Source organism: Pseudomonas sp. 05N431 (assembly GCF_056397005.1).
Genome location: NZ_JBFTMN010000007.1, coordinates 187,242 through 208,270, shown reverse-complemented (window position 1 = coordinate 208,270; position 21,029 = coordinate 187,242). Strand labels below are relative to the sequence as shown.

Annotated in this window: 21 protein-coding genes; 17 read left to right on the top strand and 4 right to left on the bottom strand. The window is 59.3% G+C overall.

What is annotated here, in order from left to right; all coding sequences use genetic code 11:
- The first annotated feature begins 79 nt into the window (after positions 1–79).
- Complete coding sequence (locus tag AC1DIG_RS15065) at positions 80–1,294, top strand: HDOD domain-containing protein (protein WP_477767926.1); 1,215 nt, start codon at positions 80–82, stop codon at positions 1,292–1,294.
- A 28-nt stretch (positions 1,295–1,322) separates the two neighbouring features.
- On the opposite strand, the gene AC1DIG_RS15060 is transcribed toward AC1DIG_RS15065, so the two are convergent.
- A complete protein-coding gene (locus AC1DIG_RS15060; protein WP_477767925.1) occupies positions 1,323–2,312 on the bottom strand; it encodes a GGDEF domain-containing protein in 990 nt (329 codons plus the stop codon).
- A gap of 145 nt (positions 2,313–2,457) precedes the next feature.
- The gene (gene desA / locus AC1DIG_RS15055) at positions 2,458–3,636 is read right to left on the bottom strand and encodes a delta-9 fatty acid desaturase DesA (protein WP_477767924.1); all 1,179 of its coding nucleotides are present in this window, start codon (positions 3,634–3,636) and stop codon (positions 2,458–2,460) included.
- Between the two features lie 148 nt (positions 3,637–3,784).
- On the opposite strand from desA, the gene dibA reads away from it, so the two are divergent.
- From dibA to AC1DIG_RS15025, 6 genes are all read left to right on the top strand, one after another.
- Positions 3,785–5,710 carry a phosphodiesterase DibA gene (gene dibA / locus AC1DIG_RS15050; RefSeq protein WP_477767923.1) on the top strand — a complete coding sequence of 642 codons (1,926 nt, stop codon included), beginning with the start codon at positions 3,785–3,787 and terminating at the stop codon, positions 5,708–5,710.
- A 177-nt stretch (positions 5,711–5,887) separates the two neighbouring features.
- Positions 5,888–6,070 (top strand): sulfur starvation response protein OscA, encoded by a 183-nt coding sequence (oscA, locus tag AC1DIG_RS15045; protein ID WP_007941032.1) that lies wholly within the window; start codon positions 5,888–5,890, stop codon positions 6,068–6,070.
- Positions 6,071–6,145: 75 nt separating this feature from the next.
- Complete coding sequence (locus AC1DIG_RS15040; protein ID WP_477767922.1) at positions 6,146–7,159, top strand: sulfate ABC transporter substrate-binding protein; 1,014 nt, start codon at positions 6,146–6,148, stop codon at positions 7,157–7,159.
- 177 nt (positions 7,160–7,336) lie between these two features.
- Positions 7,337–8,155, top strand: a complete 819-nt coding sequence (gene cysT / locus AC1DIG_RS15035; protein ID WP_019691172.1) for a sulfate ABC transporter permease subunit CysT — start codon at positions 7,337–7,339, stop codon at positions 8,153–8,155.
- A 13-nt stretch (positions 8,156–8,168) separates the two neighbouring features.
- The gene (gene cysW, locus AC1DIG_RS15030) at positions 8,169–9,041 is read left to right on the top strand and encodes a sulfate ABC transporter permease subunit CysW (protein WP_054595058.1); all 873 of its coding nucleotides are present in this window, start codon (positions 8,169–8,171) and stop codon (positions 9,039–9,041) included.
- Positions 9,042–9,044: 3 nt separating this feature from the next.
- On the top strand, positions 9,045–10,034 hold the full coding sequence (locus AC1DIG_RS15025; RefSeq protein ID WP_477767921.1) for a sulfate/molybdate ABC transporter ATP-binding protein: 990 nt from the start codon (positions 9,045–9,047) through the stop codon (positions 10,032–10,034).
- A gap of 102 nt (positions 10,035–10,136) precedes the next feature.
- On the opposite strand, the gene AC1DIG_RS15020 is transcribed toward AC1DIG_RS15025, so the two are convergent.
- A complete protein-coding gene (locus tag AC1DIG_RS15020) occupies positions 10,137–10,661 on the bottom strand; it encodes an Mpo1 family 2-hydroxy fatty acid dioxygenase (protein WP_477767920.1) in 525 nt (174 codons plus the stop codon).
- Positions 10,662–10,746: 85 nt separating this feature from the next.
- On the opposite strand from AC1DIG_RS15020, the gene AC1DIG_RS15015 reads away from it, so the two are divergent.
- Both AC1DIG_RS15015 and AC1DIG_RS15010 read left to right on the top strand, forming a co-directional pair.
- Positions 10,747–11,433 (top strand): Crp/Fnr family transcriptional regulator, encoded by a 687-nt coding sequence (locus AC1DIG_RS15015; protein ID WP_477767919.1) that lies wholly within the window; start codon positions 10,747–10,749, stop codon positions 11,431–11,433.
- Positions 11,434–11,521: 88 nt separating this feature from the next.
- Positions 11,522–11,887, top strand: a complete 366-nt coding sequence (locus AC1DIG_RS15010) for a response regulator (RefSeq protein WP_477767918.1) — start codon at positions 11,522–11,524, stop codon at positions 11,885–11,887.
- 148 nt (positions 11,888–12,035) lie between these two features.
- Here AC1DIG_RS15010 and AC1DIG_RS15005 read toward each other — a convergent pair whose 3' ends face one another.
- On the bottom strand, positions 12,036–13,040 hold the full coding sequence (locus AC1DIG_RS15005) for an AraC family transcriptional regulator (RefSeq protein ID WP_477767917.1): 1,005 nt from the start codon (positions 13,038–13,040) through the stop codon (positions 12,036–12,038).
- A 100-nt stretch (positions 13,041–13,140) separates the two neighbouring features.
- Between AC1DIG_RS15005 and AC1DIG_RS15000 the strand changes: the two genes are divergently transcribed.
- From AC1DIG_RS15000 to AC1DIG_RS14965, 8 genes are all read left to right on the top strand, one after another.
- Positions 13,141–14,214, top strand: coding sequence for a fatty acid desaturase (locus AC1DIG_RS15000; RefSeq protein ID WP_477767916.1), 1,074 nt, complete (start codon positions 13,141–13,143; stop codon positions 14,212–14,214).
- A gap of 536 nt (positions 14,215–14,750) precedes the next feature.
- The gene (locus AC1DIG_RS14995; RefSeq protein ID WP_103320512.1) at positions 14,751–15,332 is read left to right on the top strand and encodes an alpha/beta hydrolase; all 582 of its coding nucleotides are present in this window, start codon (positions 14,751–14,753) and stop codon (positions 15,330–15,332) included.
- Positions 15,333–15,388: 56 nt separating this feature from the next.
- Positions 15,389–16,324 carry a sigma 54-interacting transcriptional regulator gene (locus tag AC1DIG_RS14990; protein WP_477767915.1) on the top strand — a complete coding sequence of 312 codons (936 nt, stop codon included), beginning with the start codon at positions 15,389–15,391 and terminating at the stop codon, positions 16,322–16,324.
- A 288-nt stretch (positions 16,325–16,612) separates the two neighbouring features.
- Positions 16,613–17,395, top strand: a complete 783-nt coding sequence (locus AC1DIG_RS14985) for a MetQ/NlpA family ABC transporter substrate-binding protein (RefSeq protein WP_477767914.1) — start codon at positions 16,613–16,615, stop codon at positions 17,393–17,395.
- Positions 17,396–17,856: 461 nt separating this feature from the next.
- The gene (locus AC1DIG_RS14980; RefSeq protein WP_477767913.1) at positions 17,857–18,522 is read left to right on the top strand and encodes an amino acid ABC transporter permease; all 666 of its coding nucleotides are present in this window, start codon (positions 17,857–17,859) and stop codon (positions 18,520–18,522) included.
- Positions 18,503–19,162, top strand: a complete 660-nt coding sequence (locus AC1DIG_RS14975; RefSeq protein WP_477767912.1) for an amino acid ABC transporter permease — start codon at positions 18,503–18,505, stop codon at positions 19,160–19,162. Before AC1DIG_RS14980 ends, AC1DIG_RS14975 begins: the two co-directional genes overlap by 20 nt.
- Positions 19,159–19,941 (top strand): amino acid ABC transporter ATP-binding protein, encoded by a 783-nt coding sequence (locus AC1DIG_RS14970; protein WP_477767911.1) that lies wholly within the window; start codon positions 19,159–19,161, stop codon positions 19,939–19,941. The genes AC1DIG_RS14975 and AC1DIG_RS14970 overlap by 4 nt, the downstream gene beginning before the upstream one ends.
- Positions 19,938–20,822 carry a transporter substrate-binding domain-containing protein gene (locus AC1DIG_RS14965; protein ID WP_477767910.1) on the top strand — a complete coding sequence of 295 codons (885 nt, stop codon included), beginning with the start codon at positions 19,938–19,940 and terminating at the stop codon, positions 20,820–20,822. Before AC1DIG_RS14970 ends, AC1DIG_RS14965 begins: the two co-directional genes overlap by 4 nt.
- The last annotated feature ends 207 nt before the right edge of the window (positions 20,823–21,029 follow it).

Below are 21,029 nucleotides of genomic sequence, written 5' to 3'. Positions count from 1 at the left end.
TGAAACACATCGGCGGCTTTTGCGCTGTATCGAATGGCCAGCATTGTCTAAGGTGCAGGCATTGCCTCGGAGTGAACTGATGACTGCTGTTGATTTACCGGCTGTGCCGCGAGTGCTGATCGCCGAGGCTGACCCTTGGTCTCGAGACCTGCTCGAGCAGGTGTTGCTGCATGTGCGCTGCGATGCGCAGCTGGATCTGTGTGCCGATGGCCAGCAGGCGCTGGAGTGGCTGAGTGAAAACCCGTATGACCTGGTGATCGCCGATTGGGAGCTTCCCGGTGTCGATGGCCTGGGCTTGCTGCGCAGTGTGCGTCAGCGGCGGCGTAACCCGGTGTTGCCGTTCATTCTGATGAGCAGCCGCAACGACAGCGCCAGCGTGCGCGAGGTATTGCCGCTGGCCCCGACGGCCTATCTGACCAAGCCCCTGAACATGGAAGGTCTGACTCAGCGCCTGCAGGACTTGCTCCTGAGCGCCGGCCAGACGGTTTCCTGTGACGTTCCGGCGCTGGCGCCGGGCATGACCTTGTCGACCTTCCTTGAGCGTCGGCGTGAGTTGGCGGATGGCGCGCCGTTGCTCACCGACGTACAACTGGCGGTCAAGCGCAGCCTGAACCCCAATGGCCTCGATTTGAAGCTGCTGGAAGAAGAAGTGCGCACTGACCCGCAGATCACTGCGGTGCTGATCGCCGCCGCCAACAGCGCCTCGCAGCACCTTGGCGATACCGTGCAGACCGTGTCCCAGGCCTTGAATCGCCTGGGCACCGGGCAAAGCATGAACCTGATCCTTGGCCTGGCCCTCAAGCGCAGTGCGAAGTTGAGTGATCCGTGCCTGGCCGATTACGCCGAGCGCTACTGGGAGCTGTCACTGCACACCGCCGAATACGGGCGGACCCTGGCGCGCTTGCTCGATCTTGATCAGGAGCGTTGCTATTGCGCCGGCATGCTCCATCGCCTCGGCGATCTGGCGCTGCTACGTTGCTTGCAGGAGTGGATACAGGCGGGGGGTGAACTGGACGAGTTGGAAGAGGTCGGCGACGCGCTGGCTGAATTTGGCGCGGCCTATGGTTCGGCGTTGCGTACTCGCTGGCGGCTTCCGTTGGAGTTGCGAGAGCTGATTGCAGCGGTCTATCAGCTCGGTGGCGGGGTGTATTCCCGTGAAGCGCTGGTGATGAACCTGGCGGCGCAACTTGCTCGCCTGACCGAGCATGAAGGCGTTGAAGAACTGGCCAAAAGCCGAACGGCGCGCCTGCTCAAGATCGGCCTGCCGGAACTGATGCGCTTGCGCAAAAAGTAAGCGTTACACAAACCCTTGTGGGAGCCTGTCAGCCAGAGATGATGCGGTTCTTGCCCTGGCGTTTGGCTCGATACATCGCGGCGTCGGCGCGGGTGTAGAGGCTGTCGACGGTTGCATCTTCAGCGGTGAGGCTGGTCAGGCCCTGGCTGACGGTGATGCCGAAGGTCTGCCCGTCATGGCTGAAACACAAACGCTGGATTTCCCGTTGCAGGCGCTCGGCGACCTGTCTCGCCATCTCTGGCGCGCAGCCAGGGAATACCGCTGCAAATTCCTCACCGCCAATCCGCCCGAACAGGTCACCCCGGCGTAACGCAGCGCGCCCGCATTCGGCGAGCTGTTGCAGCACCCGGTCGCCTTGCTGATGGCCGTACGTGTCGTTGATGAGTTTGAAGTCATCGATATCCAGTAGCAGAAACGCCAGCGATGAGCCCTGCAGCCGCGCTTGTTCGAACTCGCGGCTGGCGCATTCGAAGAAGTGTCGGCGGTTGCTGCTTTGGGTCAGCACATCGGTGGTGGCGAGGCGTTGCAGCTCGGTTTCCAGCTGCTTCTTTTCGGTAATGTCCTCGGCCAAGCCGACCACGATCAGCGGTTGCCCGGGTTCGGCCTGACGATTGATGAAGCACTTGTCGCTGAGCCAACGCACCTGGCCGTCGGCGGCGATGATTCGGTACTCGCGGTCTTCAACGGCGCCTTTTTCCAGCACTTGGGCCAGGCTGCGTTCGGCGTAGTCCAGATCGTCCGGATAAACGCTGTCGCGCCATTGGCGATAGTCGGCCAGCAGCAGGCCGGCGGAGCGACCGAAAATTCGTTCATAGGCCGGGCTGACATACAGCACCTGACGTGTTTCCCAGTTGAAAGCCCAAAGGATGGCGTTGACGCTGACCAGCAACGAACTGAACAACTGCTCACGCTCGCTCAGGCGCGCGACTTCACCTTGGGCATGCATCAAGGCCATCAGGGTTTGCGCGGCCTCGGGCCACTGTGGGTAGGGCAGGTCTTCCAGGTTCTTATTGACCATCGGCACAACTCTCAAAGGGCGTGCCGCAAGTTCGATAGCGGCCACAACAAAGCCCGCCTGGATGGCGAAGTGCTCTTTGAGATAGGGGATTTGAAGCTTAGTTCCGAAGGGTGCGCCCGCGAACGGGGCGCACCGATCAACGGCGTCAGGCAGGGCGCAGGGAGTAGGTCTTCAACTGGTTGGCGAAGTCGCGCAGCGATTGAATACCGCTGGCCTCGGCTTCGTGGACCCAGTCCTTGATGGCCGCCAGCATGTCGTGGCCATTTGAGCTGGTCTTGATCCAGATCTGCTGCAAGGCCAGGCGTTTCTCGTAAATTACCTTCAGCGCCTGGCTGTGCTCGAGCATTGTCTGGATGCGCACATGATGCTTGTCATCCAGCAGGCTGGTTTCTCGCGAGAGCAGACGCTTGGCGCGATGGAATTGGTGGCGAACGGAATGGTCGACCTTTTCCAGCTCTTGCTTGACCAGCGGGCCGATCACCAGCTTGCGGTACTGGGCCATGATCTGGAAGCGGTTGTTGAGGATCGCCATGGCAGTGTCCATGTCCAGGCTGCCTTTGCCTTCGACACGGTGGGCGATCGGCGCAACCCGCTGAACCTTGGCCAGCCGCAGGAAGCTGAAGACCTGGATCCACGCCCAGCCGAGGTCGAATTCCCACTTCTTCACCGACAGTTTTGCCGAGTTAGGGTAGGTGTGATGGTTGTTATGCAGTTCTTCGCCGCCGATCAGAATGCCCCATGGCACCAGATTGGTTGCCGCATCACGGCATTCGAAGTTGCGGTAGCCAATGGCATGGCCCAGGCCGTTGACCACGCCAGCGGCCCAGACCGGGATCCACATCATCTGGATCGCCCAGACGGTGATGCCGATGGTGCCAAACAGCAGCAGGTCGATGACGGCCATGATCGCCACGCCCAGCAGCGGGTAAGGGCTGTAGAGGTTGCGTTCGATCCAGTCTTCAGGGCAGTTCTTGCCGTAAATGCGCAGGGTTTCGGGGTTCTCCGCTTCGGCGCGGTACAGCTCGGCACCTTTGCGCAAGACCGTGGACAGGCCTTTGATCACCGGGCTGTGCGGGTCATCGACGGTTTCGCATTTGGCGTGGTGCTTGCGGTGGATGGCAGTCCACTCGCGGGTGTTCTGCGCCGTGGTCAGCCACAGCCAGAAGCGGAAAAAGTGTTTCAGGCCGGCATTGAGCTCAAGGGAGCGATGGGCTGAATAACGATGCAGATAAACCGTGACGCCCACGATGGTGATGTGGGTCATTAACAGGGTGACTGCCACCAGTTGCCAGGGCGACAAGCCGAGTAAACCTTCGTACCACATAGGCTGTATGGCCCTCGATAAAGAAAAAAACAGCTGGCGCATTATCACTCAGCACACAGATAAAACCAGTCGCGCTTTCAGATAAGAGTGGCTGGATGTTTCTTTAATCTATAATTCCAACCTTTTTTGTAAGGCCATGGACGACCGAATGTCTGCTTCTTATCGCGATGCCTTGCGTGCAGCGCTGCTCTACCTGGTGTTTTCTGTCGCTTGGCTGAAATTCACTGGTTGTTTATTAACCAATTTATTCGATGAATCCGCTGATCTTCAGCGATGGCAACTGATCAACGGTTATGTCTGGGTGGTACTTAGCGCGGGGTTTATCTTCATTGCCCGGGCGCATTTGCTGTGCTTTCTCGGGGTCGGTGCCAAATTGCGCCACCGTCACGAAGATCGCACTCGATTGCGCCAGGCGCAGGCAGTGTTCGATTGCACCCGTGAAGGGGTGTTGGTTACTGATCACCAGAGGGTGATCGTCCACGTCAATCGGGCCTTTATGGACATCACCGGTTATCAGGCCGAAGAGGTGTTGGGCCAGGGGCCCAGCCTGTTCAAGTCCGGCCATCATCCACCAGATTTCTATCAAGCGATGTTCGAGAGTCTGGAGCGCACCCGCGAATGGAGCGGCGAGATCTGGAACCGGCGCAAAAGCGGTGAAATTTATCCGCAATGGCAGACCATCCGGGTCATTCACGATGACCACGGCCAGCTCAGCCACTATGTGGCGGTGTTTTCCGACATCAGCGCGATCAAGAATTCCGAGCACGAACTCGCGCATCTGGCGCATCACGACCCGCTGACCGACCTGCCCAATCGTCTGCTGTTCAGCGATCGCGTCGAGCAGGCGCTTGCTTCGGCGCAGATCCACAAGCGCGGGTGTGCGTTGCTGATGATCGATCTGGACCATTTCAAGATGATCAACGATAGCCTCGGGCATAACGTTGGCGATCAATTGCTCAAAGCGGCGGCGGTGCGCCTGCAAGGCCTGTTTGGCCCCGGCGTTACGCTGGCGCGTTTGGGCGGCGACGAGTTTGCCGTGCTGGCCGAGAACTGTCCGCAAGTGGTGCAGGCTGCCGCGTTGGCACAGCGGATCATTGAGGGCCTGAAAGAGCCGTTTTTCATCGCTGCTCACCCGTTGTTCATCAATGCCAGTGTCGGTATCAGCCTGTTCCCCAGCGACGCGCTGAGCGCCGAACAATTGCTGCGCAATGCCGATTCGGCGTTGTTCAAGGCCAAGAATTCGGGGCGCGACGGTTATGCCTTGTACACCGAGGAGTTGACCGCCCACGCCCAGCACCGGGTCGAGATGGCCTTCGAATTGCGCCGCGCGCTGGAGCAGCAGGAGTTGCGGGTGTTCTACCAGCCGGTGCATGACCTCAAAACCAGCCGGTTGATCGGCGTTGAAGCGCTGGTTCGCTGGCAACATCCGCAGCGCGGGCTGGTGTCGCCGGGTGAGTTCATTCCGATTGCCGAACGCACCGGGTTGATCGCCGAGATTGACGCCTGGGTGATGCAACAGGCCTGTCAGCAGATGTGTGCCTGGCAGAACGCCGGGGTGGTGTTGTCATTTGTTGCGGTGAACGTGTCTACCCGCCTGTTTGCCCGGCGCGAACTGTTTGAGCGGGTTGCCCAGGTGCTGCATGACACGGGACTGGACCCGGCGTGCCTGGAGCTGGAAGTGACTGAAAGCGCAGTGATGGAAGATCCGGAAGTCGCGCTGGAACAAATGCATCGTCTGCGCGAACTGGGCGTGCGGCTGGCCATCGATGACTTTGGTACCGGTTATTCGTCGCTGCTGCGGCTCAAGCGCTTGCCGGTGCAGAAACTCAAGATCGACCAGGGCTTTGTCGCTGGTCTGCCGTTGGATGAAGACGATGCGGCGATCGTCCGGGTGATCATCGCCCTTGCGCAAAGCATGGGCATGCAGGTGCACGCCGAAGGCATCGAGCAGGTCGAGCAGGCGGCGTTTTTGCTCGAGCAGGGTTGCGATCTGGGGCAGGGTTACTGGTTTGGTCGGCCGATGCCGGCGCATGAGCTGGACTGGACGCGAGCGCCAGTGATTTTTCAGCACTGATCGTTCCCACGCTCTGCGTCCCTTCGCAATAACAGTCCGCGTGGGAACGAACAGTCTTTCGGTTATATAAACATTCTTAAATAGTATTTTTAAGAATATCTGCGCCTATCTACTATTGCCCTCACGCCGTAAGCAGTGCCGCCACTGCCAGGCACATCTCATTGAAGGAGCAGCACCATGAGCGCATCTCTACGTAGCGTTGACGGCCAGGACGAAGCCACCATTTTGCGCGAGATCCAGAGCGCATTGCGCGATCTGCGCTTTGGGGCAGTGGAAATCACCGTGCACAACGCGCAGGTGGTCCAGATCGAACGCAAAGAGAAATTCCGTTTGCAGAACCCAGGCAACAAGCCGAGCTGAAGCACTACTCAACGGGCAACCCGATTCCGGAAAACCATAAGAACAGCCAACACAAAAGAATTCAGGAGCTGCACCATGTCGTCGATTCGCCGTTACGCTTTGGCCGCTCTGGCCAGCGCCATTTTTGCCGGTTCCGCGGTTGCCAAGGATTATGAATTGCTCAACGTGTCGTACGACCCGACCCGCGAGCTGTATCAGGACTACAACGCCGAGTTCATCAACTTCTGGAAGAAAGAACACGCTGGCGACAACGTGAAGATCCAGCAATCCCATGGTGGTTCGGGCAAACAAGGCCGGGCGGTGATTGATGGTCTGCGGGCCGACGTGGTGACCCTGGCCCTGGCCGGTGACATCGACGAAATCGCCAAACTCGGCAAGACCCTGCCGGCCGACTGGCAAAAACGCCTGCCGGACGCCAGCACGCCGTACACCTCAACCATCGTGTTCCTGGTGCGCAAGGGCAACCCCAAAGGCATCAAGGACTGGGGCGACCTGACCAAAAGCGGTGTTGAAGTGATCACCCCGAACCCGAAAACCTCCGGCGGTGCGCGCTGGAACTTCCTCGCCGCCTGGGCCTATGGCCTGAAAGCCAACGGCGGCAACGAAGCCAAGGCCAAAGAGTACGTGCAAACGCTGTTCAAGCACGTTCCTGTGCTGGACACCGGCGCTCGCGGTTCGACCATTACCTTCGTCAACAACGGCCAGGGTGACGTGTTGCTGGCCTGGGAAAACGAAGCCTTCCTGGCGCTGAAAGAACAGGGCGGCGCTGACAAGTTCGACATCGTCGTGCCTTCGCTGTCGATCCTTGCCGAACCGCCGGTTGCGGTCGTCGACAAGAACGCCGAGAAGAAGGGCAACGAGCAGATCGCCGAAGCCTACCTCAAGCATCTGTACAGCCCGGCCGGTCAGGAAATTGCTGCGAAAAACTTCTACCGCCCGCGTGACAAGGACGTGGCCGCCAAGTACACCAAACAGTTCCCGACCCTGGAGCTGGTGACCATCGACAAGGATTTTGGTGGCTGGAAATCCGCCCAACCGAAATTCTTCAATGACGGTGGCGTGTTCGACCAGATCTATCAGGCGCAGTAACCTGACTTGAGTCACACAACGAACCTTAAGCTTGGGCGCGGAATATGTGGGAGCGAGCTTGCTCGCGAAGGCGGAGTGTCAGACGACTTAAATGTTGACTGATATCCCCTCTTCGCGAGCAAGCTCGCTCCCACATGGGTGCACTTAGCTGTTTGATTTTTTCAACCAGGGACTTTTATGTCGCGTCGTATCTCCCCCGTCATACCCGGCTTCGGGCTGACGCTGGGCTACACCTTGGTGTACCTCAGTCTGATTGTGCTCATACCTTTGGCGGCGATGTTCGTGCATGCCGCTCAACTCACCTGGGATCAATTCTGGGCAATCATCTCGGCGCCACGGGTGCTGGCGGCGTTGAAGCTCAGTTTCGGCACCGCGCTGTATGCCGCGATCATCAACGGCATCATCGGCACGTTGCTGGCCTGGGTGCTGGTGCGTTACACCTTCCCCGGACGCAAGATCATCGACGCGATGATCGACCTGCCGTTCGCATTGCCGACGGCCGTGGCCGGTATTGCGCTGACGGCGCTGTACACGCCGACCGGTCTGGTCGGGCAGTTCGCAGCGGACCTGGGGTTCAAGATCGCCTACACGCCCCTCGGCATCACTCTGGCGCTGACCTTCGTCACGCTGCCATTCGTTGTGCGTACGGTGCAGCCGGTACTGGCGGATATCCCGCGAGAGATCGAAGAGGCCGCCGCGTGCCTGGGTGCCAAGCCGTTGCAGGTGTTCCGTTACATTCTGGTGCCGGCGTTGCTGCCTGCGTGGCTGACCGGTTTTGCCCTGGCGTTTGCCCGTGGCGTCGGTGAGTACGGTTCGGTGATTTTCATCGCCGGCAACATGCCGATGAAAACCGAAATCCTGCCGCTGCTGATCATGGTCAAGCTCGACCAATACGACTACACCGGCGCTACCTCCATTGGCGTGCTGATGCTGGTGGTTTCCTTCGTCCTGTTGCTGCTGATCAACTTGTTGCAGCGGCGCATCGAAACCCCATAAGGAGGCGCGGAAAATGTCCCAATCGTCTATTGCCGCTGCGTCTTCGGCCAACGCCGCCCGTCGTGGCAGCGCCGTTTCACGGCGAATTCTGATCGGCCTTGGCTGGCTGATTTTTGCTCTGTTCCTGTTGCTGCCGCTGTTCATCGTGGTGTCCCAGGGCCTGAAGCTTGGCCTCGGTGCGTTTTTCACCGCGATCTTTGAACCGGATGCGTTGTCGGCCCTGAAACTGACCGTCATTGCGGTGCTGATTTCGGTGCCGTTGAACCTGGTGTTCGGTGTCAGCGCAGCCTGGTGCGTGAGCAAATACTCGTTCCGTGGCAAGAGCATGCTGGTGACCCTGATCGACTTGCCGTTCTCGGTGTCGCCGGTGATCGCCGGTCTGGTCTACGTGCTGATGTTCGGTGCCCAGGGGATTTTTGGCCCGTGGCTGCAGGACCACGACATCCAGATCGTCTTCGCCTTGCCGGGCATCGTGCTGGCGACGATTTTTGTCACCGTGCCGTTCGTAGCACGTGAACTGATCCCGCTGATGCAGGAGCAAGGCACGCAGGAAGAGGAAGCCGCACGCTTGCTGGGCGCCAACGGCTGGCAGATGTTCTGGCACGTGACCGTGCCGAACATCAAGTGGGGCCTGATCTACGGCGTGGTGCTGTGTACCGCGCGGGCGATGGGTGAGTTCGGCGCGGTTTCGGTGGTTTCCGGGCACATTCGCGGGGTGACCAACACCCTGCCGCTGCACGTCGAGATTCTCTACAACGAATACAACCACGTTGCCGCGTTTGCCGTTGCGAGCCTGTTGCTGATCCTGGCGCTCTTCATCCTGCTGCTCAAGCAGTGGAGCGAAAACCGTATTAACCGCCTGCGCGCCAGCGCCGCAGAGGAATAAGTCATGTCGATCGAAGTCCGTAATGTCAGCAAGAACTTCAACGCGTTCAAGGCGCTGAACAGCATCAACCTGGACATCCAGAGCGGCGAGCTGGTGGCGTTGCTTGGCCCGTCCGGCTGCGGCAAAACCACCTTGCTGCGGATCATCGCCGGCCTGGAAACCCCGGACGCCGGCAGCATCGTGTTCCACGGCGAAGACGTCTCCGGCCACGACGTGCGTGATCGCAACGTCGGTTTCGTGTTCCAGCACTACGCCTTGTTCCGCCACATGACCGTGTTCGACAACGTCGCGTTCGGCCTGCGCATGAAGCCGAAAAACCAGCGTCCGAGCGAAAGCCAGATCGCGGTCAAAGTCCATGAGCTGCTGAACATGGTGCAACTGGATTGGCTGTCGGATCGCTACCCGGAACAGCTCTCCGGCGGTCAGCGTCAGCGCATCGCCTTGGCCCGTGCCTTGGCGGTTGAACCGAAAGTCTTGCTGCTCGACGAACCCTTTGGCGCGCTGGATGCCAAGGTCCGTAAAGAACTGCGGCGCTGGCTGGCGCGGTTGCACGAAGACATCAACCTGACCTCGGTATTCGTGACCCACGACCAGGAAGAGGCGATGGAAGTGGCCGATCGCATCGTGGTGATGAACAAGGGTGTGATCGAGCAGATCGGTTCACCGGGCGACGTCTACGAAAACCCGGCCAGCGATTTCGTGTACCACTTCCTCGGTGATTCGAACCGTCTGCATCTGGGCGACGACAATCACGTGCTGTTCCGCCCTCATGAAGTGTCGCTGTCGCGCACAGAGCTTGTGGATCACCACGCGGCGCAAGTGCGTGATATCCGCCCGCTGGGTGCAACTACACGCATCACCTTGAAGGTCGAAGGCCAGAGCGAACTGATCGAAGCGGAAGTGGTGAAGGATCACGACAGCCTGACCGGGCTGTCCAAGGGCGAGACGTTATTCTTCAAACCCAAGGTCTGGCAGAAAGTCGCCAACCTCTAAAAGCATCGCGAGCAAGCTCGCTCCCACAATGGACCGGTGCTGACCACAAATCCTGTGGCCAACCGAAAACCCTGTGGGAGCGAGCTTGCTCGCGATGGCGTCCTACGCCGCAGCACGTTTCCGATTGATCCGCACCCCGCCAGCCCGCGCCTCGATCTGCTCTTTGAGCTCATGCCGCAACCCCAGCAAGAACGCCAATTCCGCCACCACAAACAACGGCCCGACGATCAACCCCGTCACATCATCGACAAACGCCGGTTTGCGTCCTTCGTAGTGATGGCCGACAAACTGGATCGCCCAGCCGACCACAAACATCGCAATGCCGCTGCTCAACCAGAGCAGGGTGCTGTGTGCCGCGAGAATCTGGCCTAGCCAAACGGACAGGCCCAGCAGCACCGTCATCACCATGCCAAGGCGTACTTCCAGGCGCAAATAGAACCACGCCGACGCCAGCGCCAATAGCACCGCAGGAGACAGCCAGAGCCCGGCCACCGGCCATCCTGGCCGTGACAGCAACACCGCGACGGCGACCACGATCAGCGGAATGCCAATGAAGTGGCTGGCGATGTTGCGCGGGTCACGGTGGTACGCGGCGTATTGACTGAGGTGGTCAACGAGGCTTTTCATTGTTATTCCTCCTGTAGGGATCTCGATCATGCCCTGCGGTCCGTCGTTGCTCTGTCAGCCAGACGACAATCATCTTGGAGTTTTCATGGATATGCAGGCCTGGCGGTCACGCCTGATGAAGGGTCAATGGTTCAGCCATTTGCCGTCCTCGTTACAGGATAGTCTGCTGTCCCTGGCCCGCGTGCGGCGTCTGTCGCCGGGGCAGCGGCTGTTCAGGCGTGGTGATCCGCCGTGTGGTCTGTACGCGGTGCTCGAAGGTGCGATGCGCGTGGGCGCCGTGAGCGAGCAGGGCAAGGAGGCGTTGTTGAGCCTGATCGAGCCGCCGCACTGGTTCGGTGAAATCAGTCTGTTCGATGGCCAGCCACGTACCCACGACGCCTATGGCGTGGGCCACTGCATTCTGTTGCACATACCGCAGGCAGCGCTGCTCACCTTGCTCGAAGAACAGCCGCACTACTGGCGACAGCTGGCCTTGCTGATGAGCCATAAATTGCGCCTGACGTTCATCAATCTCGAACAGCTGACCTTGCTGCCGGCCCCGGCCCGCGTGGCGCACCGCTTGCTGATGATCGCCGACGGCTATGGTGAGATCGAACCGGCACGGCGCACTTTGCAACTGCCGCAGGAGCAGTTGGCGTTACTGCTTTCGTTGTCGCGGCAGACCACCAACCAGATCCTCAAGGACCTGGAGAACCAGGGCGTTCTCAGCCTGAGCTATGGCGAAATCGAGATCCTCGACGCAGTGCGGTTGCGGGCTTTGGCGAGCGTCTGAGTCGGTCACCTCATCCGAAATAACCGTTTGTGATGGGCTTTGTGCGCCAAGGCGCCTAGCCTGTGGTGACGATAATCCGAGGTGTGCCATGCGTTTGCTGTTAGTGGAAGACGAACCCGAGACCGCGAAGCTTCTGGCCCGGGGCCTGAGCGAAGCCAGTTATGCGGTGGATGTAGCGGACAACGGCATGGCCGGTCGACGCTTCATCGAAGCGGGTGAGTACGACCTGATCATTCTTGATGTGATGCTGCCCGGCCTCAACGGCTGGCAGCTGTTGCAACAGATCCGCCAGCTTGGCGCAACGCCGGTGCTGTTCCTGACCACCCACGATGGTATTGAAGACCGGCTGCGCGGGTTGGAGCTGCATGAGGATGACTACCTGCTCAAGCCGTTCGCCGTGAGCGAGCTGGTGGCGCGGGTGCGCAAGTTGCTGCGCCGTGATCGGGGGCGGTGAGAGCGCGATGGTTTTTTAGTGCCTGTTGAATCGCTATCGCGGGCAAGCCCGCTCCCACATTAGATTTGCAGCGCTCACACCGACGATCCACTGTGGGAGCGGGCTTGCCCGCGATGAGGCCGGCAAATCCGGCGCAAATCCCGAAGCTTTACCGCAACCCATCGCGAAACTGCCCCGGCGTCATCCCGGTCCAGCGTTTGAAGGCGCGGCTGAAGCTGCTGGTGTCGGCGAATCCGAGCAGGTAGCTGATTTCGCTCAGCGAGCACTGCGGGTCTCGCAAGTGCAGCAGCGCCAGATTTTCACGACACTCATTGAGCAGCGTATCGAACCGGCAGCCTTCGTCCGCCAGGTGCCGTTGCAAACTGCGCAAACTCAAGTGCAGGGTCTCGGCGATACGTTCGGCGCTGGGTTCGCCTTCCGGCAGTTGTGCTTCGATGGCATCGAGCACCTTGCGCTCCCAGGTCAGCAGGCGCAGCTGCGTCAGGGCGCGCTTGAGTACGGTTTCGTTGTGTTCGGCGAGTTCCGGGTTGGCGTCATCCAGATGGCTTTCGAAGTCTTCGATGGAAAACTCAAGCCGGTCTTCGTCAGCGGCAAAGAAGATCGGCGCGCGGAACACCGCGTGCCATTGTTTCGGGTCGGCGGGTTCCGGGCGACGCAGGTACACCGCCAGCGGCGCGTAGTCCCGGCCCAGACGGTTGCGACAGGTGCGCACGTAGATCGCGGCGAAGGCGTCGATTGCTTCCCGTGCTGGTGCCGGGTTGCCTTCGGGCACCTTGAGGGTGAAGCAATAGCGATCTTCGCCACGGGTCAGTTCCAGTTCCAAGGCGTCGCTGATGACCTGGTGATAACGCACGATGCGCTCGAACACCTCACGCAAACTGCCGCTGGCCACCAACGCATAACCCAGCGCGTGGAAGGTGGTCGGACTGACGAATCGCGATACCCGCAAACCAATCGCCGGGTCGCCGCTGACCTCGACGGCCAGCTCCCACAGTCGGGTCGTGGCCGATAACGGGTAGCGGGCGTTCGGGTCGTCCATCAGTTGCGGGTCGAGCCCGGCTTGCAGGCACAGCGCGTTGCTGTCGAGGCCGAGGGCGTCGAGTTGTTTGCGCAAAGCGCGGGTCCAGCTGGCGAGGGAGGTAGGTTCAATCATGATGATTGGCGCTTCCGGTCAACAGGTTGGCGTTCACAGCTAACGCCCGAAGCGATCGCACAGGGCAGGATGCGAACATCAATAACTAAAGGATGGAAGCATGTACGGTACTTCTGCAAGTCCTGAACGCCTGAATGCACAACAACGATCTGCACACATTCGTGAAGTGGTGCTCGCCCGCGGTGTCGAACTGCGCAAGCGCTACCCGATTCTCGATCATCAGGACGCCTTGGGCGCGGGCATTCTGGCCTTCGCCCTGGCCGGGATGATCGGTTCGGCGGCGCTCTACATGACCGGGCACATGGCCTGGTGGGCGTGTTTGCTGCTGAATGCGTTTTTTGCCTCGCTGACCCATGAGCTGGAGCACGACCTGATTCACAGCATGTATTTTCGCAAGCAACGCCTGCCGCATAACCTGATGATGGGGTTGGTCTGGCTGGCGCGGCCAAGCACCATCAACCCATGGATCCGCCGCCATCTGCACCTTAATCACCACAAGGTGTCTGGCAGCGAAGCCGACATGGAAGAGCGCGCGATCACCAACGGCGAACCCTGGGGCTTCGCCCGTTTGCTGATGGTCGGCGACAACGTGATGTCGGCGTTCATCCGCATGCTACGGGCCAAGACCTGGGCGCACAAACTCAGCATCATCAAGCGCTCTTTGAAGGTTTACGCACCACTGGCGCTGGTGCACTGGGGCGCGTGGTACCTGTTTCTCGGTTTCCACGCGGCCAACGGCATTGCGTCTTTGCTGGGCTCCTCGGTGGAGTGGTCGGCGACCACGCTGTCGGTGATGCAGGTGATCGATATCGCCGCTGTGGTGATCATTGGCCCGAACGTGCTGCGCACCTTTTGCCTGCACTTCGTCAGCTCGAACATGCACTACTACGGCGACATCGAGCCGGGCAACGTGATCCAGCAGACCCAGGTGCTGAACCCCTGGTGGATGTGGCCGTTGCAGGCGTTCTGCTTCAACTTCGGCAGCAGCCATGGCATCCATCATTTCGTGGTGAAGGAACCGTTTTACATCCGCCAGCTGACCGTGCCAGTGGCGCACAAGGTGATGCGCGAGATGGGTGTGCGCTTCAATGATTTCGGCACATTTGGACGGGCGAACCGGTTTGTACGCAAGGCGCAGCAGACAACCGAAGCGGTGCGGGAAGCTCAGGCGTAGATCGTTCCCGAGCGTGTTCCTCGGCAGCCCTTTGATTCCGGGAGCTGGCAGGAAGTGTTGATTTTTTTATTCCTTACAGGTCTATATAAATCATGAAATATTCCTTTAAGAAATAAGTCATTGAGGCAATGATTCATCCATCGAAGCGATCGCGTGGGGACAGGCGCAGGCAGATCGATTCATCGAACCGCAACCTGTCCGTGTTAAACATTTGAGGACTACCGAGCTGTCGGTGATGACCGCGCAGTACAAAATAGTGATTTCCGGGGCCGTCTCCTTGGCAGGGTGCGGCCCCTTTTTTTTGTCCTGAATAAACTGCCAGCCATGAACCCTGTGGGAGCGAGCTTGCTCGCGATGGGGCCGTGTCAGTCAACATTGATGCCCGCTGACACTCCGCTATCGCGAGCAAGCTCGCTCCCACAGGGTGATCAGTGCATATTCGATATGGATCTTAATAAATAGCTTCTTATTCCTTAGCGAATATAAATCCCATCCCTATACTCGACCAGGAACAGACACGCACAGGAGAGCTCCCCATGCGCAACGAATCAATTCGCTACCTGATTGTGCCGGGCTGGCAAGGATCGCCAGAGGATCATTGGCAAAGCCATTGGCAGAACAGCCTGCCGAACAGCGCACGGGTAGAGCAGGCCGACTGGCTGACGCCGCGTCGCGAGGATTGGGTTGCGGCGCTGGCCGAAGCGATTGATGCCGACAGCACGCCGGTGATCCTGATCGCCCACAGCCTGGGTTGCATCACCGTTGCCCATTGGGCGGCTACTGCGCCGTTGCAGGCGTTGCGTCAGGTTCGCGGGGCCTTGCTGGTGGCGCCTGCCGACGTCGAGCGCCCGGCCTGCGTGCCTGCGTTGCGCAACTTTGCACCGATTCCGACGCACCTGCTGCCGTTCCCGAGCCAGGTGGTGAGTTCCGATAACGACGCCGCTGTCAGCGCTCCACGGGCGCTGGAGTTGGCACGAAACTGGGGCGCCGAAGCGGGGATTCTGGCGGGGGCCGGGCACATCAATGTGAAGTCCGGCCACCATCGTTGGGAGCAGGGTTTTGCCTACCTGTATCGCCTGCAAAACCGCATGGAACATCACGCCCTGCGCCGCGCTTGAACCTCTTATTTATTTAAACGCCCCCGTCTCCCGGCGGTTTGGGGCGGGAGTCTGCCATGAGTTTGCATGAGTCTTTTGGTCAGCCCTTGCTGACCTTTCCCGACGCTGAAAAAAGCCCGTTGAGCATTCGCGCCAAGGCGCTGGTGTTTGTCGACCCGCGTTCGCGACAGCTGCGCCAAGAGCTGGAGCAACTGGCGCCGCGCTCGATCTCGGTGTTGATTCGCGGTGAAACCGGCAGTGGCAAAGAGTTGCTGGCGCGACATATTCACCGTGCCAGTGATCGCGGCGGTTTATTCGTATCGGTCAACTGCGGCGCTATCAGTCCAACCTACGCCGATGCCGAGTTGTTCGGTTATGCCGGCGGCAGTTTCAGTGGCTCGGCCAGCAGTCGCGCCGGCTGGTTTGGTTCGGCCAATGGCGGGACGTTGTACCTGGATGAAATCGGCGATTTGCCGTTGCCGATTCAGATCAAACTGCTCGCCGCGCTGGAAAATCACGAAGTCACCCGCGTCGGCGCTCAGCAACCAAGCCCGGTGGATGTGCGCCTGGTGGCGGCGACCAGCATCGATCTGGCGCAAGCCGTGGCGGCCGGCAAATTCCATGAGCGGCTCTACCACTACCTCAGCGAAGGTCGGCTCGAATTGCCGGCCTTGCGTGAGCGAGTCGGTGACATTCAATCGTTGGCCGAGTATTTCCTCGGCATCTACAGCCAGCGCCTCAACCTGCCGGTGCCGTTTATCAGCGATGCGGCGCAGCAGGTTCTGGAGCGACACAGCTGGCCGGGCAATACCCGTGAGCTGGAGAACGTCATTCACTTTGCGTTGCTGGTGAGCAGTGGCGAGGAAATTCTGCCGGAACATTTGAATTTGCCCCAAGTGCTTGCGCCATTGGAGTTGATCGAGCGACAGGCAACGCAGCTGATCACCTCCGGTTCTGCCAGTGAGCGCGCAGCACTTAAACGTTTGCTCGAAAGCCTGACGCAGACCCTGTAGCAGCTGGCGTAGCCCGCGTTCGGCTGCGAAGCAGACGTAAAACGGTCGAATCCATTTTTGCTGAAAAACGGCGGAGTCTGGATGACGGCCGCTGCGCGCCCGAACGCAGGCTACGCCAGCTGCTACAGAGTTCGTGATTGTCACGTGAACAAAATGGAATATGAAAGTGAATAAAAGATATTGTTCGGGAATAAAAAATCTCGGTATTGTCCGCACCACACCAGCGATAGCCCTTCACTGGCATTTCATTTTTTAGCCGTTGTCGATAACGACAAATAAGGACACTGCATGAAAAAGGTTCTGTTGTTCACCGCATTGGCGGCTGCCCTGACTGCGGGCCTGGCCCAGGCTGGCGAGAAACTGGTGGTTGCCGCAACGCCGGTGCCGCACGCCGAGATCCTCGAGCTGATCAAACCGACCCTCGCCAAAGAAGGCGTGGATCTGGAAATCAAGGTCTTCACCGACTACGTACAACCGAACGTGCAGGTCGATCAGAAGCGTCTGGACGCCAACTACTTCCAGACCCTGCCGTACCTGAAAAGCTTCAACGAAGGCAAAGGCACTCACCTGGTGACCGTGATCGGCGTCCATGTCGAACCGTTCGGCGGCTACTCGAAAAAGGTTAAAACCCTGGCTGAGTTGAAAGACGGCGCAACCATCGCCATCCCGAACGAAGGCAGCAACAGCGGCCGTGCGCTGATCCTGTTGCAGAAAGCCGGCCTGATCGAATTGAAAGACCCGAAAAACGCCCTGGCTACCCCGAAAGACATCGCCAAGAACCCGCACAACTTCAAGTTCAAGGAACTGGAATCGGCGATGCTGCCGCGTGTGCTGGATCAGGTCGACCTGGACATGATCAACACCAACTACGCGCTGGAAGCGGGTCTGAACCCGGCTAAAGATGCGCTGGTGATCGAAGGTGCGGATTCGCCCTACGTGAACTTCCTGGTCGCGCGTCCAGACAACAAGGACAGCGCAGCGATGCAGAAACTGGCCAAGGCCCTGACCAGCCCTGAAGTGAAGGCATTCATCGCCAAAAAGTACAACGGTGCGGTACTGCCGGCGTTCTGATTGAGCGGTAAACCCCTTCGAGGTTTCAACGCCGACGGCTTCGATAGCGTCGGCGTTTTTGCGTGCTTGATCGTCGCCTGAGTCAGGCCACTCTGGCCTTCAACGCCCGGCGCAACGCCGTCAATAACTTCACGATGTCCTGTGGGTCCAGCCGCTGGGGTGTTTTCACGTCTGCCATTTTTATCATCCTTGTGATGGTTCGGCTGGGGAGTGTGGCCGCACGCTGCTCGTCCTTGGAGGGATAATCTGAAAAAAAGATCCTTCCTACAGCGAAAAGGAAAATAGCTGTCTCCCGCTGCCGTCGCCAATCTACTGATTAGTTTTTTGCGTGATATCAATATGCTTTATCGGTATTTAAATGTTTCTTTTTATACCTTTAAAGTCAGTGCCTGCCGGGCTGTTATCCACAGCCCCCATGGACTGCGCCACCGTCGCTTACCCTGCGGCGTTCAGGATCTTCAATGACGTTCGATTACGCTTTCATCCTCAGCACCCTGCCGGCGTTTCTGCGCGCCGTGGGCGTGACGCTGCAGGTCGGTCTGATCGCCATCGGCACTTCGTTGCTGGTAGCCCTGATCAACGCGACGCTCCTGGTGTTCCGCACGCCGTACTTGCAGCGCCTGGTGGCGTTGTACGTGGAGCTGGCGCGCAACACGCCGCTGCTGATTCAACTGTTCTTCGTCTACTTCGCGTTGCCAGCGCTAGGGGTGAAGGTTTCCGGCTTTGCCGCGGCGATCATTACCATGACCTTCCTGGGCGGTGCCTACCTCACCGAAGTGTTGCGGGCCGGCGTTGAAGCGGTGCCTGCGGCGCAACTGGAGTCGGGGCGCTCTATCGGCTTGTCTCGTTGGCAATTGCTGCGCTACGTGATCCTGCCGCAAGCGGGGATCCTCAGCCTGCCATCGCTGTTCGCCAACTTCATTTTCCTGCTCAAGGAAACCACCGTGGTCTCGGCGGTGGCGGTGCCGGAGATTCTCTACACCACCAAGAGCTACATCGCGCTGTATTACAAAACCTACGAAATGCTCGCGGTGCTGACGCTGATCTGCGTGTTGCTGTTCTTGCCGTTGTCGCTGCTGCTCAGTCGTCTGGAAAGGAGGCTCCAGCATGGCCAGTTCGGGTCTTGAGCTGCTTTGGGTGTCTCTACCGCAGTTAGGCAAAGGCGCTGCGCAAACCTTGTCGATTTCGTTTTTGAGCATCGCCATCAGCACGGTGGGCGGAGTGCTCTACGGCGTGCTGTGCAGTTTGAATTCGAAGTGGTTGAACGCGTTGCTGCGGGTCTATCTGGAGCTGTTCCGGGCAATTCCGGTGCTGGTCTGGCTGTATTTGCTGTTCTTTGGTCTGCCGATCTTTTTCGGCCTGAGCCTGCCGAGCTTCTGGTGCACGGTGCTGGTGTTGTCGTTGTGGGGCGCCAGTGAAGTCGGCGAAGTGGTACGCGGTGCGCTGCATTCCTTGCCCCGTGGCCAGCGTGAAGCGGGGCTGTCGATCGGGCTGTCTGGTCCGCAGCTTTTCGGCTACGTGTTGCTGCCTCAGGCACTGAAACGCATGACGCCACCGACGATCAACGTCTACACGCGGATCATCAAGACCAGCTCGCTGGCAGTGTTGATCGGCGTGGTCGACGTGATCAAGGTCGGCCAGCAGATCATCGAGCGTACCTACGAATCGGTGTTGATCTACGGCGCGTTATTCCTGTTTTTCTTCTTTATCTGCTATCCGCTCTCGGCCGCTTCCCGCGTGCTGGAACGGCGCTGGACGCAAGCATGAGCGCATTGATCGAGTTCAAGGGTTTCAACAAGTTCTTCGGCGAGCATCAGGTCCTCAACGGGATCGACTTGAGCGTCGAAACCGGCGAGGTGATCGTCATTCTTGGCCCTAGCGGCTGCGGTAAAAGTACCTTGCTGCGCTGCCTAAACGGTCTGGAAGTCGCCCACAGCGGCGAGCTGCGTTTCGCCGGGCGCGAGTTACTGAACAAGACCACCGATTGGCGCGAAGTGCGTCAGCAGATCGGCATGGTGTTCCAGAGTTATCACCTGTTCCCGCACATGAGCGTGCTCGACAACCTTTTGCTGGGCCCGCTCAAGGTGCAAAAACGCCCACCGCGTGAAGCTCGCGAGCAAGCGTTGGCGCTGCTGGAACGGGTCGGTCTGGCGGACAAGCGCGACGCTTTCCCGCGTCAGCTTTCCGGTGGTCAGCAGCAACGCATCGCGATCATCCGTTCACTGTGCATGAACCCGCAGGTGATGCTGTTCGATGAAGTCACCGCCGCCCTTGACCCGGAGATGGTCAAGGAAGTGCTGGAAGTGATTCAGGGCCTGGCCCGCGACGGCATGACGCTGTTGATCGTGACCCACGAAATGGCCTTCGCCCGCGCGGTGGCCGACCGCATTGTGTTCATGGACGCCGGGCGCATCCTCGAACAGAACCCTCCCGGGATTTTCTTTACGAACCCGCAAACCGCACGAGCGCAGCAGTTCCTGGAGAAGTTCTCCTATGTCGAAGCACTGCCCAAAAAGACTCTTGAAAAGGAATTGGAACTGTCATGAAAACTGCCAAGTCTTCACTGCTGCTACTCCCGTTGTTCGGCCTCGCGCTGTTGGCCGGGTGCAATAAATCCGAACAAGCCGCCAAGCCTGTGGCTGCTACCGCCAATGCGGCGCCGGCGGCGAGTTACCTGGAAAAAATCAAGGCACGGGACAAACTGATCGTCGGCGTGTTCACCGACAAGCCGCCGTTCGGTTTTGTCGATGAAGCGGGTCGTTATGTGGGTTTTGATACCGATATCGGCCGGCAATTCGCCAAGGATCTGCTGGGCGACGAGAACAAGGTCGAGTTTGTCGCGGTCGAGCCGGCGAGCCGGATTCCGTTCCTGCAAAGCGACAAGGTCGACCTGATCCTCGCCAACATGACCGTCACCCCGGAGCGCAAGGAAGCGGTGGAATTCACCAACCCGAACCTCAAGGTTGCGGTGCAGGCGCTGGTGCCGCAGGCAAGTTCGGTCAAAAGCCTCGATGACCTGGCGACCCGCACCACCATCGTCACCACCGGCACCACTGCCGATATCTGGCTGACCAAGAACCACCCGGACTGGAAACTGCTCAAGTTCGAGAAAAACTCCGAGTCGCTGCAAGCCCTGGCCAGTGGTCGCGGCGATGCGTACGCGCAAGACAATCTGGTGCTGTTCAGCTGGGCGAAGCAGAACCCGGGCTACCGCGTGCTGACCGAAACCCTCGGTGCCGAAGCACCGATTGCGCCTGCGGTGAAGAAGGGCAACATCGAACTGCGTGACTGGGTCAACGCCGAGCTGGCGAAGCTGGGTGAAGACAAGTACCTGCTCAAGCTTTACGACCAGTACGTGCGTAAAGAACTGAGCGATGACACCCGGCCTGAGAGCGTGATTGTCGAAGGCGGGAAGTGGCAGGGGTAATTCCAGACCTTTGCAGTGACCTTGCGGTCGCCATCGCGAGCAAGCTCGCTCCCACAGGGGATCGTTGGTGAGCACTTATTTTGTGTTCACTGAAGATCCCTGTGGGAGCGAGCTTGCTCGCGATTGGGTTTGCCAGTCACCAATCAACCAGGCCAATTCCACACATCTGTATCCACCTCCTTGCCATTCCCCTCGATTTTTCAGTCT

What these genes read in the sequence shown, in the direction of transcription:
- AC1DIG_RS14990 (WP_477767915.1), top strand. Translation starts at nt 15,389, where the DNA reads ATGAGTTTGCATGAGTCTTTTGGTCAGCCCTTGCTGACCTTTCCCGAC.
- AC1DIG_RS14980 (WP_477767913.1), top strand. Translation starts at nt 17,857, where the DNA reads ATGACGTTCGATTACGCTTTCATCCTCAGCACCCTGCCGGCGTTTCTG.
- AC1DIG_RS14975 (WP_477767912.1), top strand. Translation starts at nt 18,503, where the DNA reads ATGGCCAGTTCGGGTCTTGAGCTGCTTTGGGTGTCTCTACCGCAGTTA.
- AC1DIG_RS15040 (WP_477767922.1), top strand. Translation starts at nt 6,146, where the DNA reads ATGTCGTCGATTCGCCGTTACGCTTTGGCCGCTCTGGCCAGCGCCATT.
- AC1DIG_RS14970 (WP_477767911.1), top strand. Translation starts at nt 19,159, where the DNA reads ATGAGCGCATTGATCGAGTTCAAGGGTTTCAACAAGTTCTTCGGCGAG.
- AC1DIG_RS15060 (WP_477767925.1), bottom strand. Translation starts at nt 2,312, where the DNA reads ATGGTCAATAAGAACCTGGAAGACCTGCCCTACCCACAGTGGCCCGAG.
- AC1DIG_RS14995 (WP_103320512.1), top strand. Translation starts at nt 14,751, where the DNA reads ATGCGCAACGAATCAATTCGCTACCTGATTGTGCCGGGCTGGCAAGGA.
- dibA (WP_477767923.1), top strand. Translation starts at nt 3,785, where the DNA reads ATGTCTGCTTCTTATCGCGATGCCTTGCGTGCAGCGCTGCTCTACCTG.
- AC1DIG_RS15015 (WP_477767919.1), top strand. Translation starts at nt 10,747, where the DNA reads ATGGATATGCAGGCCTGGCGGTCACGCCTGATGAAGGGTCAATGGTTC.
- cysT (WP_019691172.1), top strand. Translation starts at nt 7,337, where the DNA reads ATGTCGCGTCGTATCTCCCCCGTCATACCCGGCTTCGGGCTGACGCTG.
- AC1DIG_RS15020 (WP_477767920.1), bottom strand. Translation starts at nt 10,661, where the DNA reads ATGAAAAGCCTCGTTGACCACCTCAGTCAATACGCCGCGTACCACCGT.
- cysW (WP_054595058.1), top strand. Translation starts at nt 8,169, where the DNA reads ATGTCCCAATCGTCTATTGCCGCTGCGTCTTCGGCCAACGCCGCCCGT.
- desA (WP_477767924.1), bottom strand. Translation starts at nt 3,636, where the DNA reads ATGTGGTACGAAGGTTTACTCGGCTTGTCGCCCTGGCAACTGGTGGCA.
- AC1DIG_RS15005 (WP_477767917.1), bottom strand. Translation starts at nt 13,040, where the DNA reads ATGATTGAACCTACCTCCCTCGCCAGCTGGACCCGCGCTTTGCGCAAA.
- AC1DIG_RS14985 (WP_477767914.1), top strand. Translation starts at nt 16,613, where the DNA reads ATGAAAAAGGTTCTGTTGTTCACCGCATTGGCGGCTGCCCTGACTGCG.
- AC1DIG_RS15010 (WP_477767918.1), top strand. Translation starts at nt 11,522, where the DNA reads ATGCGTTTGCTGTTAGTGGAAGACGAACCCGAGACCGCGAAGCTTCTG.
- AC1DIG_RS14965 (WP_477767910.1), top strand. Translation starts at nt 19,938, where the DNA reads ATGAAAACTGCCAAGTCTTCACTGCTGCTACTCCCGTTGTTCGGCCTC.
- AC1DIG_RS15025 (WP_477767921.1), top strand. Translation starts at nt 9,045, where the DNA reads ATGTCGATCGAAGTCCGTAATGTCAGCAAGAACTTCAACGCGTTCAAG.
- AC1DIG_RS15000 (WP_477767916.1), top strand. Translation starts at nt 13,141, where the DNA reads ATGTACGGTACTTCTGCAAGTCCTGAACGCCTGAATGCACAACAACGA.
- AC1DIG_RS15065 (WP_477767926.1), top strand. Translation starts at nt 80, where the DNA reads ATGACTGCTGTTGATTTACCGGCTGTGCCGCGAGTGCTGATCGCCGAG.
- oscA (WP_007941032.1), top strand. Translation starts at nt 5,888, where the DNA reads ATGAGCGCATCTCTACGTAGCGTTGACGGCCAGGACGAAGCCACCATT.